Origin of the sequence: Actinomadura alba (assembly GCF_014323705.1) — a bacterium.
GTDB classification, from domain to species: Bacteria; Actinomycetota; Actinomycetes; order Streptosporangiales; family Streptosporangiaceae; genus Actinomadura_C; species Actinomadura_C alba.
Window position 1 is genome coordinate 1 of sequence record NZ_JABVEC010000055.1, and the last position, 13,885, is coordinate 13,885.

Below are 13,885 nucleotides of genomic sequence, written 5' to 3' on the forward strand. Positions count from 1 at the left end.
GCGCGAACAACTGCATGATCACGGCGGGGAGGGGCTTCGCGGGCCGGTGATGTTGCGTCAGTAGACGAGGGCTTGGGCGCCGTCCGCCGAGATCTCCTCCACGAAGGTCGGCGCGCCCGCGATGCGCACGCCTTCGATCAGGTCCTCGGGCCCGATGTCACGGCGAGCGGCGCACTGCGTGCACACGGTCACCTGTCCGCCGGCGAGCACGACCTCGAGCAGGTCCTGTAGTGGGGTCGCGTGCGGCAGCTCGAGCTCCTTGGCCCGGCCCGGCAGGCCGTACCACGCCGACTCACCGGTCAGCCACAGCGAGACGGTCAGACCGCTCGCCACCGCCGCGGCCGCGACCGTGAAGGCCTGATTGCACCGTTCGGCGCCATCAGCACCGGCAGTTGCCTTGATCACAAGCGATCTCGCCATATCGGCACATTACTCCGAACGGGTCCGGCATGGCGCTGGAGAGCGGTCACGCCCCGCCGTACGGACCAAAAATGCGGTCACCGGCCCGGCGGAGCGAGCGGATACCGGGCCTCGGAAGACCAGCGGTGGGCGAACGCGCTCGGTCGGCGGTCGGCGGTCGGATGGCGGATGCGGTCGGATGCGGGGAGACGGAGCCGATCGCTACACTCCGGGCCGTGGCCGGCCTGTTGAACGTCGTGGCTCTCTCCCTGGCGCTGGGAGCCTTCGTGGCGCTCACCGTGCTCGCCCTGCTGAAGCTCTTCCGCATGCGCTGATGCGAAGCACCGAGATCCGGATTCCGGAGCGGATCCGCGCAGAGCCGCCGGTAGTCACCTGCTTGCGGAGTAACGCCGCTAGGCTTCTCAAACATGGAGACTGAGCTGCATCCCGCCCTCGAGCCTGTGAAATTCCTGCTCGGCCAGTGGGAGGGGGCTGGAGTCGGTGGATACCCCACCATAGAGAGCTTCCGCTTCGGTCAGGAGATCTCCTTCTCCCACATCGGCAAGCCCTTCCTCATCTACACCAGCCGCACGTGGCGGCTCGATGACGAGGGGAATCTGGGGATGCCGCTGGCGACCGAATCCGGTTACTGGCGGCCACAGCCGGAGGGCCGGCTGGAAGTGATCATCGCGCATCCCACCGGGATCGCCGAGATCTACCTCGGTGAGATCACCGGCACCCGCGTGGAGATGAGCACCGACATCGTCGCCCGCACCGAGACCGCCAAGGAGGTCACCGCGGGCAAGCGCCTGTACGGGCTGATCGGCGAGGATCTCGGTTACGCCTACGACCTGGCCGCCGAGGGGCAGGGCCTGCAGTCGCATCTGTCGGCCCAGCTCAAGCGCGTCAGCTGAGCCGACCGAGCCGGGCGCTCGCCGGCCGGGGGTGATGACCTGCCGCCCGGCCAGGGTGACGCGCTGCGCCGAAAATGAACGATCCCCGGACCTTCCCGCGGGTGCGGGGGATGGGCAGGACGAGCCCATCGGTCCGGGGACCGGGTGTCTGTCTTGTATTTCGCCAGTCGCATCGCGACCGGTTTCCGTCACCGGAGTGACGGAGCCAAGACGGGACGGCGACTAACGGACAGCCACCTCGCGTGTCCTAGAACAACTCATGTCTTGGACCACCTCCCTCCTGCGTAATCCGCACGTTATGCGAGGCTCGTCGCGCGGGCAAGTGTTTTTTCCCTGACTATCCGGGCACAGCGCGCCATAGACTCTGGACATGGCCGATACCTGGCAGGAGGAGTTGCGGGCTCGGGGCTATCGCGTCACTCCGCAGCGCCAGCTCGTACTCGAGGCGGTCACCGATCTCGAGCACGCCACCCCGGAAGAGATCTGCACCCAGGTGCAGCGCACTGCGCACGGGGTGAACATCTCGACCGTCTACCGCACGCTCGAGCTGCTCGAGGAGCTCGGGCTGGTCAAGCACACGCATCTCGGCCACGGTCCGCCGACCTACCACCTCGCAACCGAGGCCGAGCACGTCCACCTCGTGTGCCGCAAATGCGGCACCGTCGAGGACGTCACGCCCAGAGTGGCCGACGGGCTCGTCGAGCTGCTGCGCGCCCGGTTCGGCTTCCAGACCGATGTGCACCACCTCACCGTGCACGGCTGCTGCGGCGACTGCGAGGGAAAGGCCTCAGGGCGGTCGTGATGACGTTCGGCGGGCGCGCTCGGGGCGTCCACGGCCGACGGCGGCCCCGGGTCGCCGCGTAGCCTGGGAAGCATGAAGAGCCCGCTGCTGGATCTGCCCGGAGCCGTACCCGCCGACGCCCCCGACCAGGAGGTCGCGGCCCACTACGGAGAGCCGTCGCACGAACAGCGCGCGCTCGAGGCGGGGGACGCCTTCGTCGACCGGAGCAACCGCGGCATCGTCCGGGTCGCGGGTCCCGATCGGCTGCGCTGGCTGCACAGCCTGCTGAGCCAGCGGCTCGACGACCTCGAACCGTTCCGGCCCACTCAGGCGCTGTTGCTCAGCCCGAAGGGCCATGTCGAGCACCACCTTCACCTGGTGGACGACGGCGAGGCGGTCTGGGCGCACGTCGAGCCCGGCGCGGCCGGCGCGCTGGTCGAGTTCCTCGACAAGATGCGGTTCATGCTGCGGGTCGAGGTCGCCGACCGCACCGAGTCGCACGCCGTCGTGACCGTGCCCGGAGGCAAGCCGCAGGAGGGCGCCCTCTCGCTGGGCGACGATCTGATCATTCCGAGGGCCGACCTCGGGCGCGATCGGCAGGGCCGGCCGGCCGGCCTCTGGGCGTACGAGGCGTTGCGCATCGCGGCGCACGTGCCGCGGCTCGGGCTCGACACCGATCACCGCACGATCCCGCACGAGATGGGGTGGATCGACAGCGCCGTGCATCTCCACAAGGGGTGCTACCGGGGACAGGAGACGGTGGCCCGCGTGCACAACCTGGGCCGGCCCCCGCGCCGGCTGGTGTTCCTGCACCTGGACGGCAGCGTCGATCGGTTGCCCTTGCACGGTGCCCCGGTCGAGCTCGACGGACGCCAGGTGGGGTTCGTCGGCTCGTCGGCCCGGCACCACGAGCTGGGCCCGATCGCCCTCGCCCTCGTCAAGAGGAACGTCCCTGTGGACGCCGACCTGCTGGCCGACGGGGTGGCCGCTGCCCAGGAGGTCATCGTGTCTCCCGACACGGGGGCCAACGCGACGATCGATCTCCGTCGTACGGCGGCGCGGCGGGGGTAGGACCGAGTGCCGAGGGCATACTGAACTCGCGTGGCGCATGCCCCGTCCTGTTCTCCAAAGGAAGATCGAGTACGGCCTCTCGAGTGAGAAGGTGGTTCTTTATCGATGGTTGCGGACCCGGATAAAGAGACATCACTGCTCGCGGGGAAGGGGAAGATGGGGCGACGGCGTCGACGTCGGCGAGAACCGGCCTTCGTGTGGTGGGTTCTGTTCGCAGCGCTGGGCGCGGTGGCCTGGTTGCTGCAGTCCTGGCGCGTGGGGCTGCTGGTGCTCCTGCTCTGGTGCCTGTACGAGTTCTGCCTGGTGCCCACGGTCTGCCGGATCACCACCCGCCAGGGGCTCTGGTGCCTCGAGCCCGTCCGGGGCCGGCTGTTCGCCTGTACCCCCGCCCATCAGCAGGTCAAGAACGACGCCCTGTGGTGGCTGATCGGGCTGCGCAACCCGTTCCGCAAGCGACAGCTGCCCGACACCGGCCGGAACACGGGCGTGCTGGTGGTGTCTCCGGTGGTACGGGCGCGGCTGGACCAGACCGATCGGATCGTGCTGATCCTCGCCGGCGGCGGCACGCTGGTGACCGCCGTATGGGCGGTGTCGGGCTACTTCTGAGCCCGCCGGGGCGATGGGCCCGCGATGGCCCTGCAACGGCCCTTCGACGGCCCTTCGACGGCCCTTCGACGGCCCTTCGACGGCCCTTCGACGGCCCTTCAATGGCCCTTCAATGGGCCGCGATGGCCGCTCAGGCCTCCAGGATCAACGTCACCGGCCCGTCATTGATCAACGAGACCTTCATGTCGGCACCGAACTCACCGGTCTCGACGCGTGCGCCCAGCGCCCGGAGCGCCGTCACGACGGCGTCGACGAGAGGCTCCGCCACGGCGCCGGGGGCGGCCGCGATCCACGTCGGCCGGCGGCCCTTGCGGGCGTCGCCGTACAGAGTGAACTGGCTGATCACGAGCAGCGGCGCACCCACGTCCGAGCACGACTTCTCACCGTCCAGGATCCGCAGTCCCCACAGCTTGGCCGCGAGCTTTTCCGCCTGTGCCGTGGTGTCGTCGTGGGTGACGCCGACGAGCACCATGAGGCCCGGCTCGTCGATCGCCCCCACTATTCGATCTTCGACGGTCACCTTCGCCTGACTCACCCGTTGGACGACAGCCCTCATGACAAGGCATTCTGCCGGTTATGGGAGCAACGACGCTCATCACCGTGGCGCCCACGGGCGCCGAGTCGGCCAAGGCCGACGTCCCGGCCCTGCCCGTGACGCTCGAGGAACTGGTCCGCACCGCCGAAGAATGCGAACAGGCCGGCGCGGCCGTGATCCATGTGCACATCCGCGACGACGCACGGCCCACGCTCGACCTGGCCAGGTTGCGCGACACCGTGCAGGCCCTGCGGCAGAGCACGAACCTGATCGTGCAGCTGTCCACGGGCGGCGCGGTGACCGATCCGTACGAGGATCGGCTGCGGGTGCTCGAGGCGGAACCCGACGGGTGTTCGCTGACCTGCGGCACGGTCAACTTCGGCGACGACGTGTTCATGAATCCGTGGAGCTTCATGGTCGAGCTCTACCAGCGGACCCAGCAGCTCGAGATCGTGCCGGAGTTCGAGCTGTTCGATCTCGGTCAGGTCAGGGCGCTACACCGGCTGCTCGACAAGCACGGCCCTCCCTACGGCGGGCATGTGCACTGCGACCTGGTGATGGGGGTGCCCGGCGGAATGCCGGGGGACACCCGGACGCTGGTCGCCGCCGTCGAGGCGCTGCCCGAAGGGGCGAGCTGGTCCGCGACGGGCGTGGGTCGCACCTCGCTGCCCGTCATGTACGCCGCGCTCGCGACCGGCGGCCATCTGCGGGTGGGCATGGAGGACACGCTGACCTACGCCAAGGGGCAGCCGGTCACGGGCAACGCCCAGCTGGTCGAGCGAGCGGCGACCCTCGCCCGGCTCGCCCAGCGCGGGCCGATGCCGGTGGACGAGGCCCGTGCGTTCCTCGGCGTCAAGGCGTCCGCACCCGCGTGAGGCCCTGTCTCACAGGTGGCGGGTCCTGGGCCGGTGGGGCAGGCTCGGCCCCTTCGAGTCGTGGCGGGGGGCCTCGTCACGACGGTTGCGCTGCGAGGGGCTGCCTTCGATGATCCCGCCGGCGACCGGGCCCCGCTGGAAATCACGTCCCTCGCCGTAGCGCCGTTGCCCGTGCACCGCGTGGATGACCAGCGTGATCCACGCCGCCAGGGCGAGCACGAAGATGAGCGGCCCTGCGACGAGCCATTGGTTGTTTCCGAGTTCTTCGGCCAGCACGCTTCCCACCTCCTCATGTCGTCCCCTACCCGGCGGGAGAAGGCAAAACATATGGGACGAAAGGAAAACAGCCGGAGCGATCAGGTCAGGCTGCGGAACTGGCGGGTCTGCGAGATCGCGCCCGACGTGGCCAGGGTGAAGGTCCGCATGGAGTCGGCGAACCTCGAGAGGTCCCATTCGGCCGGGCCCTCGTACCAGTAGAGGTTGTCGGCGCCCTCGGTGCGGACCCCCGCGTCCTCGACGGTCTTCGCCCACTTGTGCACGTTGTCGAACACGATCGCGTACGGCAGGTAGCGGGAGAACATCGCGATGCGCTGCCGCGACTCCACGTCCGAGGCCTCGCCGCGGGCCAGGTAGGCGCGGAACCCGAGCGTGTGCGCGAGCACGGTCGCGCCTCTGGCCGTCTTGGCGGGCATGTACTGCCCGCCGATGGCCAGGGCCGCGCCGGCGATGATCACGGCGAGCCCGATCAGCGCGAGCTCGGTGAAGAACGCCAGCGCGACCGTGCCGACGACGCCCACGACGGTCAGCACCATGCCCACCGTCGTCCACCGCGTGCGCACCGAGTCGGGCCTGCGGGCGAACCAGCCCTGCCGCACCACGTCCTCGTACAGCGCGCTGCGGACCTTGGCCAGGTCGGCGGCGAAGGTACCGCCGAGCTCCGAGAGCCGCACGGCGTCCCGGTCGGCGAAGAGCGCGTCGAACAGCGTCCGTTCGTAGGGGAACAGGTCGTCCACGGGCCGGTTCAGCTTGCGGAGCGTCCAGTCGCGGTCGTCCTCCTCGACCAGCAGATAGCCGCGGACGGCCAGGTCGACGACGGTGGCCGTGACGTCGATGACGTCGGCCTGCTCGTCGATGAGCGTGCCGATCTGGCCTGGCCGCACTCCACTCGGTGGCTCGAACGACATGCCGTTGACCGGGGTGTGGTCGCCTTCGGCGGCCTTCTGGCCGACGATCCTGGCGTCCCGGCCACGGAGCTGGTAGAGGAGCCCGAGGCCGCCGAGCAGCAGCACCAGCAGCGCGAGCAGGGAACCCCCCGTGACGGTGTTCACCGTGAAGGCCGTGATGAGCGTGCGGCGCTTCTCGTACAGCGGCAGTGCCCTGGTGACCCCCGGCGGGTAGCCCACGGCGACAGTCATGGTCTCGCGCGGCAGCATGTTCCGCTGGGTGAAGTTCCCTCGCGTCTGGACGTGGCTGCCGACCACCTGGGTGCAGCCGACCGAGCTGCCGAGAGCGCCGGCGAAGCAGTTGAGGTTGCGCATCGCGCCGTTGGCCTCGACCGACACCTCGGCCGACGCGACCTCCACGTTCCAGCCGCTCACCGCGGTCCAGCGCAGCTCGTCGTTGCCGCCGATCCTCGAGATTCCGCCGCGCACGTCGTACTCCAGTGCGATGGTGCGCCGTCCGCTGACCGGGTCGCCGCCGCGGACCGCGACGACGGTGAGATCGCCGTCGCGGCTGACCGACACGCCGGTCGGCCCGCCGTCGGGGCTCGACGCCTTGAGATTCTCGATCTTGAAGAGCCGATCGCGGGTGTCGTCGTGCCGCGCCCGGGTGACGAAGGACCGCTCGATCCCGCGGCCGCCGGCGAACTCGTACGTGATGGTCTCCTTGGCGTGCACGACGCCGTCACCGCGGACCGTCAGCACGACGTCGTCCTTCACAACACGTTCATCGCTCAGGGAACCCGCGTGCGCGGGCACCGGAGCGGCCAGGCAGACGAGAACGGTGATGGCCAGCGAGCCGACGAGCGAACGCAGCAGCATGGGCGGAAATGCTACCGGTCTAGACGACATCCGAGGTGATGCCCGGTATATGCGTGTCTGGAAGTGTCCACAGACGGCCGTGACCGGCTGACCTGCGCAGTCGGTATCGCCATGTTTCTGCATATGCCATGATTTTTAACCATGGTCCGCCAATACCTTCCGCCTTCGCCGCCGGGTGACGGACGTGCGCCCGCCGAACCGGCCGGGCGGTCGCCGGCGGAGGGACGCGGGAGGGCATCGCGCGGTGGTGATGGATACGGCCGCTACACCGTCCCCCGGCGCCGTGCGCCGCGGCGTACGGCCGGCGGCGCCGTCGTCGGTGTGCTGGGCAGCCTGGCGGCGGTCTTCGTGATCGCGATTCTGGGGATGGCGATGTACGGCCAGGAAGGCCGGGGCGCGACCGGAGAGGGCGGAGCGCCGGACGGCACGGCGAGTCGCTCCGCGGCCACCGCCAACAAGCTCTACAGCACCGGAGTCCTGACGCCGGTCGCCTGCCGGGCGCCGCGGATCGCGCCGGGCAGCGACGAGTCCATGCGCCGGTTCATGAACGTGCTCGCGGGGTGCCTCGACGTCTCGTGGCAACGGCAGTTCACCAAGGGAGACCTGCGGTTCACCCCGCCCGAGCGGGTCTTCTGGTCCGAACCCGGACGCAGCCCCTGCGGGTCGTATCCGCAATCAGGAGCGGCGGCGTTCTACTGCCCCGCCAACAACTCGATGTACGTCGGACTCGCTCATGTCGTCGAGACGGCGGGCGACGAGCCGGTGTCGAACTACGCGGTGTACGCCCGCGTGATCACCCATGAGTACAGCCACCACGTGCAGGAACAGGCCGGAATCCTCGCGTACGGCCACCGGTTGCTCGGCCGGCGCAGCGCGACGGGCCGCACGGACGCCAGCCGCCGCATCGAGTTGCAGGCCCAGTGCCTCGCCGGGGTCTTCCTGGGCGCTGAGCGCAGCTCGCTGCCGATGACGGCGCGTCAGTACGTCGCGATGATGAACGACGTTCGCGGCCGTGGCGACGACGATCAGCCCCCGGATGAACGGGACCACGGATCGAGCCTGCACTACGCGGGCTGGGTCGAGAAGGGATTCCGGAATCGCGTGCTCTCGGCGTGCAATACCTGGACCGCCCCTGCCTCAGCGGTTTCATAGGGCACTATTTGATCGGATAAATCGTCCAAGTCGGCGTTCCGCCGGTGTTTGACGGCTTTCTGGCGTTGTGAACGGCCGTTGAGCGGTACCAGCCGCAGCTGACGGAGGAGGCACGACAGTGGTGGCAGGGTCGAGCGGACCGTTTCCGCCGCCAGGGCCGGGTCCGGGGGCGTACGGGCCGGTCGGTCCGCCTGGACCACCCGGACCACCCGGACCGCCTCCTCCGGGACTGATGCGGCCGCCGCCCGTACCGCAGGGGCCGTCGCCCGGGCAGTTCGGACCGCAGTGGGGGCCGCGGCCGGTGTACCACTACGCCCCACCGCGTCGTGGCGGAGGCGGCGGCGCGCTGGTGGCGGTGCTGGTGCTGGGGTTCATGGCGGTCCTCTTCGTGGGCGGCGCCCTGCTCGCGAGCGTGATGGGCGACTCGTCACCGGGATCGCCCGGCGGTGAACCCCTGGCCTCGGAGACCGGACGGCCGTCCACGCCACGGGGCGCGAGGAGTTCCGGGCCCGGCGGCGGTTCTTCGGGCGCGCAGGCGGCGACCGCCAGCAGGCTCTACCAGGTCGGCACGATGAACGGTTTCGGCTGCGCGGGCCGGCAGATCGCGCCCGGCGACAGCGCCTCGTTCGAGGCGTTCCTGAACAGCACCACGAACTGCCTCGACCGTTCCTGGTCCACGGCCTTCAGTCGCGCGGGCCTGCGGTTCAGCCCGCCGCAGCGGGTCTTCTGGCGCACCCCCGGCCGCAGCCCGTGCGGTGACTATCCGGCTCCGGGGGCGGCCGCCTTCTACTGCACGCTCAACAACGCGATCTACATCGGCGTGGGGGGCCACGCCCAGAGGTCGGCCGGCAACCTGCCCGTGGCCTACAACGTCACCTACGCGCGCAATCTGGCGCACGAATACGCCCACCACGTACAGGAGCGGTCGGGAATCCTCGCGGAGAGCCGGGAGCAGCGGGTGTCGGCGTCCTCGATCGAGGAGCGCAACGCCGTGACGCGGCGCAGTGAGTTGCAGGCCCAGTGCTTCGCCGGGGTGTTCATGGCGGCCGTCCGGCCGACCTTCCCGGTCACCACGCAGCAGTGGCGGGTCACACTGCGCGACTCCTACGGCCGTGGCGACGACCCGTCGAGCCCGGGCACACGCGACCACGGGAGCGGTGGGCACTACGCGGGCTGGCTCAACCTCGGCTTCACGCGCGCGACCATGCGATCGTGCAACACCTGGACCGCGCCGCCGTCCCAGGTCTCCTGACGCGAGCAACCTTCACGGGGTCCGTGGTGTCTCTTCCACATGGAACCTGATCTGATACTCATCGGCCGTGCCGCGGATCGGCCGCCCGATGCCATATGGGCGGCCGTCGCCGACCTCTACGAGGGCCACGCCCTCGCGTTGACGCGCATGGCGCTGGTGATGGTCGGCGACAGGCCCACGGCCGAGGACGTCGTGCACGAGGCGTTCCTCGGCCTGTACCGGCGCTGGCCGCACCTTCGTGATCCGGAGCGTGCGGTGGCGTACGTACGATCCGCCGTTCTCAACCGTTGCCGGAACGTGTTGCGGCGCCGGCGGGTGCCCTTCTTCGCGGAGCACCTGCCACCCGTCTGGTCGGCCGAGGCCGCGGCGCTCGTGGGCGAGGAGAAGCGTGAGGTCATGAACGCGCTGCATCGCCTGCCGGCGCGGCAGCGGGAGGCGTTGGTGCTGCGCTACTTCTGCGACCTGTCGGAGGCACAGACGGCGGAGACGATGCGGGTCAGCACAGGCACGGTCAAGTCCACCACGTCGCGCGCGCTGACGGCGCTCGGCCGGATCCTGAAGGAGGGGCAGTGAACAGTACCGAGGAACAACTTCGAGCCGCCATGTCCGCGGTCGGTGACACGCTCGGCCAGGAGGACATCCGGCCACTGGCACGTCCCGCCGGCCGGCGGTCCCATCCCTCGCGGCGGGCAGCGCTGATCGCGACCGCCGCGTCGGTGGCCGCGGTGGTCATCGGAGTCTCCATCGCCACGGGTTCCGGGGGTTCCGGAGGACCACGGCCGGCACTCGGGTCGTCCCCGTCCGCCCGGACGACGCCGGATGGCGCGCCGCCCAAGGCCGATGTGTTGATCATGCTCTGCGGGAGAACCTCGGCGAACCCCACATGCGACCGCACGGCGGTGACCCGCGCGCAAGTCGACGGCATCAAGAACGACCTCATGGACATGCCCGCCGTGCGGAAGGTCGAGTTCGTGTCGAGCCGGGAGGCCCACGAAGGCCTCCTCAACGGCCCGGCCCGCGACGACCCGGTGGTCGTGGGAGGCCGGCCGGAGGACGTCGCCGCAATGTTCCGGGTGGACCTCCGGGACCCCGATGACCGCAGGATCGTCATGAACGCGTTTCTCGGCCGCCCCGGCGTGGACCTGGTCGTCACCGGGGACGGCACCGCGCTCCCGCCGAGGTGAGGCCGAGGCCGTTGTGAGCGGCCTCACGCCGGCGCTTGCGGGGTGCTTGCTCGGGTGCTTGCAATTGTGAGCAGCCTCACGCCCGAGTGCTTGCTGGAGCGCTTGCAAATGCAAGCAACCTGGCGCATGGTGGGACACATGGCAAGTTCGAAGGTCGGTTCCCTCGGGGAGTACATCCGGGAGCAGCGGCAGCGAGCGAAGATCTCGGTGCGGCAGCTGGCGGACGCGGCAGGGGTGTCCAATCCCTACCTCAGCCAGATAGAGCGAGGGTTGCGCAAGCCGAGCGCCGAGATCCTGCAGCAGATCGCCAAGGGGCTGCGGATCTCCGCTGAGGTGCTCTACGTCCAGGCCGGGATCCTGGAGGACCGCGAGGCGGACACCGACGTCCAGGCCGCGGTCCGAGCCGACCTGCTCCTCACGGAGCGGCAGAAGCAGGTGTTGCTCGACATCTACGTGTCGTTCGTCAAGGAGAACGAAGCAGCCGGCAATGGCCCAGTGGAGAAAGACCTGAGGAAGGATGAAGTCGAATGACGCTCGCCACCAAGCTGCGCGGGAGCAAGGCCGTCTATGCGGGCGCCGGCGCGGTCGACCTGGCGGTCGAGAAGCTGCGTGAGGTACCCGTCCACGTGACGAAGCTCCAGGGCACGGCCAAGGAGAACGCCTCTCGCCTGCAGGAGACCGCCAAGGAGAACGCCACCAGGCTCCAGCAGAACGCCAAGGAGCTCCAGGACAAGGTCGACACCAAGGACCTCCCGGGGGCGGCGGTCGCGTACATGACGCACCTCGGCACCCGGGTCGCCGAAGTGATCGACGAACTGGCCGCGCGCGGCAAGACCGTCGTGAACCGGGTCGAGGCCGTGGTGCCCGAGATCTCCGAGCCCAAGCCGACCCCGCGTGCCAAGGCCGCCACGGCGAAGAAGACGGCGCAGACCGCCGCCAAGAAGGCCGGCAGCTGACCGTCCGCGTTCCAGGAAAGCCCGGCCGGCTCCGCTCCGGCCGGGTTTTTCGGTGGCATAGGCTGGGCCGTACTCGGGATGCCGCGGCGTATGCGATCTGGCGTCGCCGCCTGCTTGGACAGGAGCAATGATCGCCGGTGAACGACAGCTTCAACCTGTTGCAGTACTTCTTCTGGCTGCTCCTGATCATCGCTTTCGCCGTTGAAGCCTGGGCGCTGTTCGACGCCGTCCGGCAGCCGGCCGGCGCCTACGCGTCGGCGGGCAAGCTCACCAAGCAGTGGTGGATGATCATTCTCGGGGTCGCGACGGCCCTCGGCTTCGCCCACGCCGCCGCGCCGATGGGCGGCATCTCGCCGATCACCCTGCTGCTGGGCATTTTGCCGGTCGCGGCGTTCATCGCGTCCGCCGTCTATCTCGCCGACGTGCGCCCGGCGGTCCGGGAGTACCGCGGCGGCCAAGGCGGTGCCTCCGGGCCCTACGGCCCCTGGTGACCGGCTCCGCGGGCAGGTAGGCGGGGTTCGTCGAGGCCGAGCCTGCGCAGGTCGGCCACGAACCGGTCGGCGAAGTAGCGGTTGCCGGCCGCGTTCGGATGCACGCCGTCTCGACGGATGTAAAGGCGCGCCGTCCCGGTGCGCTTTCGCACGTTGCCGGTGATCCATTGCTCCTGCAGCGGATCGATGAAGGGCAGTCGCAGCTCGCTCGCGACCCCTTTCAGTGCGTCGCGCACGCTCAGGGCCTGCGGCCGTGGATCACTGCCCGCCATCGGGCCGGTGAGCACGAGCCGCGTCGAGGGCCACTGCTGCCGGATCTTCGTAAGCAGCTGCCGGGCGGCGGCGGTCACCAGGCCGGGCCCGTGCGGCCAGTCGTTGTGGCCGCCGGCCACGATGATCATGTCCGGGGCCGGGCGCCAGGCGAGCTCCTCGTCGAACAGCATCTGGAAGGTCTTGCCGATCCGGCCGGGCGCGACGAAGCCGGTGCCGCGGTAGCCGGCGATGATGATCTGCCAGCCGAGAGTGCGCGCCACCTCGGCGGCGTAGGTGGACTCCGGCGGAGTGCCCGGTATGCCGGCGGTGTAACTGTCGCCGAGGATCATCACGACCGGTGCCGAGGCCGCATGTTCACCGCCGTCGTGCATTTCGCCGCCCGTGGTCCGGGAGGGCTGAGGAGATCGCTGCGGTGACTGAGAGGCGGCGGCCGTACAGCCGCTCACGGTCAGGATCGCCGCGACGGCGTACGGGACCAAACGGCGCATTCCTGCGAGACCTCTCTACCGAACCCGGCCCGTGACCCGGAGACGTCACGCGGACAAGCAGCCCACGCGCACCCTAGGGTGACAAGTATGGGGAAAGACCACCACGGGCGTACGGCTCGGCTCGAGCTCGATGACCAATCGCTACGCGAATGGGACGCCGTCATTCTCGAATCCGGGCCCGAGGAGATCATCCTGGACAGGTCCGCATTTTACCCGGGAGGCGGTGGGCAACCACCGGATCACGGGGTTCTCCTGTGGCAGGGCGTGCAGACCAGGATCGTCGGGGTCAGGAAGGGGGAGGATCTCGCGCTGATCCCCGCCGAGGGCGATCCGATCCCGCCGGCCGGCACGAGTGTCCGCGGAGCCGTCGAGGACGACCGCCGTACGGCGCTGATGCGCACGCACTCCGCGCTGCACGTGCTCGGCGGGGTGGTGTTCCGCGACTACAAGTGCCTCGTCACGGGCGGGAACATGGAACCGCTCGTCGCGCGCATGGACTTCAACCTGCCCGAGGTGCCTCCCGGCTTCAAAGAGGCGGTCGAGGCCGCCTGCAACCTCGAGGTCGAGGCCGATCGGCGCATCGACGTCAAGACCCTGCCGCGGACCGAGGCGTTCGAGATCCCCGACATCATCCGCACGGCGACCAATCTGGTGCCGCCCGAGGTGCAGAACGTGCGCATCGTCGACATCGTCGGGCTCGACACCCAGGCCGACGGCGGCACGCACGTGGCGTCGACCCGGCAGATCGGGCGCATCGCGGTCGCGAAGATCGAGAACAAGGGGCGCGGATTCCGCCGCATCCGCATCAAGGTGGTGACCTAGCACCATCACGCCCGGGTCGGCTCTCGGCGTGGCGGCCGGAGTTC

At 69.6% G+C, this 13,885-nt stretch carries 18 protein-coding genes; 13 read left to right on the forward strand and 5 right to left on the reverse strand.

All coding sequences use genetic code 11. From position 1 onward, the window contains the following. Positions 1–57: 57 nt before the first annotated feature. Positions 58–420, reverse strand: coding sequence for a DsrE family protein (locus HKK74_RS36860; RefSeq protein WP_187248070.1), 363 nt, complete (start codon positions 418–420; stop codon positions 58–60). 407 nt (positions 421–827) lie between these two features. On the opposite strand from HKK74_RS36860, the gene HKK74_RS36865 reads away from it, so the two are divergent. The 4 genes from HKK74_RS36865 to HKK74_RS36880 all read left to right on the forward strand — a co-directional run bounded on the left by HKK74_RS36865 (position 828) and on the right by HKK74_RS36880 (position 3,771). Beyond that, entirely contained in the window at positions 828–1,313 is a 486-nt protein-coding gene (locus HKK74_RS36865; RefSeq protein WP_187248071.1) for a heme-binding beta-barrel domain-containing protein, read from the forward strand. A 370-nt stretch (positions 1,314–1,683) separates the two neighbouring features. Next, positions 1,684–2,115: a Fur family transcriptional regulator gene (locus HKK74_RS36870; protein WP_187248072.1), complete on the forward strand. Its 432-nt coding sequence runs from the start codon at positions 1,684–1,686 to the stop codon at positions 2,113–2,115. Positions 2,116–2,187: 72 nt separating this feature from the next. Further along, on the forward strand, positions 2,188–3,165 hold the full coding sequence (gene ygfZ, locus HKK74_RS36875; RefSeq protein ID WP_187248073.1) for a CAF17-like 4Fe-4S cluster assembly/insertion protein YgfZ: 978 nt from the start codon (positions 2,188–2,190) through the stop codon (positions 3,163–3,165). 156 nt (positions 3,166–3,321) lie between these two features. Next, complete coding sequence (locus HKK74_RS36880; RefSeq protein ID WP_246492358.1) at positions 3,322–3,771, forward strand: hypothetical protein; 450 nt, start codon at positions 3,322–3,324, stop codon at positions 3,769–3,771. 130 nt (positions 3,772–3,901) lie between these two features. Here HKK74_RS36880 and dtd read toward each other — a convergent pair whose 3' ends face one another. Next, the gene (gene dtd / locus HKK74_RS36885) at positions 3,902–4,327 is read right to left on the reverse strand and encodes a D-aminoacyl-tRNA deacylase (RefSeq protein ID WP_187248075.1); all 426 of its coding nucleotides are present in this window, start codon (positions 4,325–4,327) and stop codon (positions 3,902–3,904) included. Between the two features lie 20 nt (positions 4,328–4,347). Between dtd and HKK74_RS36890 the strand changes: the two genes are divergently transcribed. Then, complete coding sequence (locus tag HKK74_RS36890) at positions 4,348–5,181, forward strand: beta-keto acid cleavage family enzyme (RefSeq protein WP_187248076.1); 834 nt, start codon at positions 4,348–4,350, stop codon at positions 5,179–5,181. A gap of 9 nt (positions 5,182–5,190) precedes the next feature. On the opposite strand, the gene HKK74_RS36895 is transcribed toward HKK74_RS36890, so the two are convergent. Further along, the gene (locus HKK74_RS36895) at positions 5,191–5,457 is read right to left on the reverse strand and encodes a hypothetical protein (RefSeq protein ID WP_187248077.1); all 267 of its coding nucleotides are present in this window, start codon (positions 5,455–5,457) and stop codon (positions 5,191–5,193) included. Between the two features lie 80 nt (positions 5,458–5,537). Then, entirely contained in the window at positions 5,538–7,223 is a 1,686-nt protein-coding gene (locus HKK74_RS36900) for a DUF2207 domain-containing protein (protein WP_187248078.1), read from the reverse strand. A gap of 141 nt (positions 7,224–7,364) precedes the next feature. Between HKK74_RS36900 and HKK74_RS36905 the strand changes: the two genes are divergently transcribed. From HKK74_RS36905 to HKK74_RS36935, 7 genes are all read left to right on the forward strand, one after another. Beyond that, on the forward strand, positions 7,365–8,375 hold the full coding sequence (locus HKK74_RS36905; RefSeq protein WP_187248079.1) for a neutral zinc metallopeptidase: 1,011 nt from the start codon (positions 7,365–7,367) through the stop codon (positions 8,373–8,375). A gap of 232 nt (positions 8,376–8,607) precedes the next feature. Next, positions 8,608–9,627 (forward strand): neutral zinc metallopeptidase, encoded by a 1,020-nt coding sequence (locus tag HKK74_RS36910; RefSeq protein WP_187248080.1) that lies wholly within the window; start codon positions 8,608–8,610, stop codon positions 9,625–9,627. Positions 9,628–9,666: 39 nt separating this feature from the next. After that, a complete protein-coding gene (locus tag HKK74_RS36915; protein WP_187248081.1) occupies positions 9,667–10,200 on the forward strand; it encodes a SigE family RNA polymerase sigma factor in 534 nt (177 codons plus the stop codon). Continuing rightward, a complete protein-coding gene (locus HKK74_RS41735; protein WP_187248082.1) occupies positions 10,197–10,811 on the forward strand; it encodes a permease-like cell division protein FtsX in 615 nt (204 codons plus the stop codon). Before HKK74_RS36915 ends, HKK74_RS41735 begins: the two co-directional genes overlap by 4 nt. Positions 10,812–10,949: 138 nt before the next feature. Then, entirely contained in the window at positions 10,950–11,342 is a 393-nt protein-coding gene (locus HKK74_RS36925; protein WP_187248083.1) for a helix-turn-helix domain-containing protein, read from the forward strand. Further along, on the forward strand, positions 11,339–11,767 hold the full coding sequence (locus tag HKK74_RS36930; protein WP_187248084.1) for a hypothetical protein: 429 nt from the start codon (positions 11,339–11,341) through the stop codon (positions 11,765–11,767). Before HKK74_RS36925 ends, HKK74_RS36930 begins: the two co-directional genes overlap by 4 nt. A gap of 137 nt (positions 11,768–11,904) precedes the next feature. Further along, a complete protein-coding gene (locus tag HKK74_RS36935) occupies positions 11,905–12,258 on the forward strand; it encodes a DUF2516 family protein (protein WP_312882159.1) in 354 nt (117 codons plus the stop codon). On the opposite strand, the gene HKK74_RS36940 is transcribed toward HKK74_RS36935, so the two are convergent. Continuing rightward, positions 12,243–13,019: an SGNH/GDSL hydrolase family protein gene (locus HKK74_RS36940; protein WP_187248085.1), complete on the reverse strand. Its 777-nt coding sequence runs from the start codon at positions 13,017–13,019 to the stop codon at positions 12,243–12,245. The two genes, HKK74_RS36935 and HKK74_RS36940, sit on opposite strands and share 16 nt — an antisense overlap. Before the next feature lie 87 nt (positions 13,020–13,106). Between HKK74_RS36940 and HKK74_RS36945 the strand changes: the two genes are divergently transcribed. Then, a complete protein-coding gene (locus HKK74_RS36945; RefSeq protein ID WP_187248086.1) occupies positions 13,107–13,841 on the forward strand; it encodes an alanyl-tRNA editing protein in 735 nt (244 codons plus the stop codon). Positions 13,842–13,885: the final 44 nt, after the last annotated feature.

Excerpts from the sequence above, each read along its gene's own strand:
- HKK74_RS36860 (WP_187248070.1), bottom strand. The coding sequence starts at position 420 with ATGGCGAGATCGCTTGTGATCAAGGCAACTGCCGGTGCTGATGGCGCC.
- HKK74_RS36900 (WP_187248078.1), bottom strand. The coding sequence starts at position 7,223 with ATGCTGCTGCGTTCGCTCGTCGGCTCGCTGGCCATCACCGTTCTCGTC.
- HKK74_RS36930 (WP_187248084.1), top strand. The coding sequence starts at position 11,339 with ATGACGCTCGCCACCAAGCTGCGCGGGAGCAAGGCCGTCTATGCGGGC.
- HKK74_RS36940 (WP_187248085.1), bottom strand. The coding sequence starts at position 13,019 with ATGCGCCGTTTGGTCCCGTACGCCGTCGCGGCGATCCTGACCGTGAGC.
- dtd (WP_187248075.1), bottom strand. The coding sequence starts at position 4,327 with ATGAGGGCTGTCGTCCAACGGGTGAGTCAGGCGAAGGTGACCGTCGAA.
- HKK74_RS36925 (WP_187248083.1), top strand. The coding sequence starts at position 10,950 with ATGGCAAGTTCGAAGGTCGGTTCCCTCGGGGAGTACATCCGGGAGCAG.
- HKK74_RS36915 (WP_187248081.1), top strand. The coding sequence starts at position 9,667 with ATGGAACCTGATCTGATACTCATCGGCCGTGCCGCGGATCGGCCGCCC.
- HKK74_RS36865 (WP_187248071.1), top strand. The coding sequence starts at position 828 with ATGGAGACTGAGCTGCATCCCGCCCTCGAGCCTGTGAAATTCCTGCTC.
- HKK74_RS36870 (WP_187248072.1), top strand. The coding sequence starts at position 1,684 with ATGGCCGATACCTGGCAGGAGGAGTTGCGGGCTCGGGGCTATCGCGTC.
- HKK74_RS36880 (WP_246492358.1), top strand. The coding sequence starts at position 3,322 with ATGGGGCGACGGCGTCGACGTCGGCGAGAACCGGCCTTCGTGTGGTGG.
- ygfZ (WP_187248073.1), top strand. The coding sequence starts at position 2,188 with ATGAAGAGCCCGCTGCTGGATCTGCCCGGAGCCGTACCCGCCGACGCC.
- HKK74_RS36910 (WP_187248080.1), top strand. The coding sequence starts at position 8,608 with ATGCGGCCGCCGCCCGTACCGCAGGGGCCGTCGCCCGGGCAGTTCGGA.
- HKK74_RS36890 (WP_187248076.1), top strand. The coding sequence starts at position 4,348 with ATGGGAGCAACGACGCTCATCACCGTGGCGCCCACGGGCGCCGAGTCG.
- HKK74_RS36905 (WP_187248079.1), top strand. The coding sequence starts at position 7,365 with ATGGTCCGCCAATACCTTCCGCCTTCGCCGCCGGGTGACGGACGTGCG.
- HKK74_RS36945 (WP_187248086.1), top strand. The coding sequence starts at position 13,107 with ATGGGGAAAGACCACCACGGGCGTACGGCTCGGCTCGAGCTCGATGAC.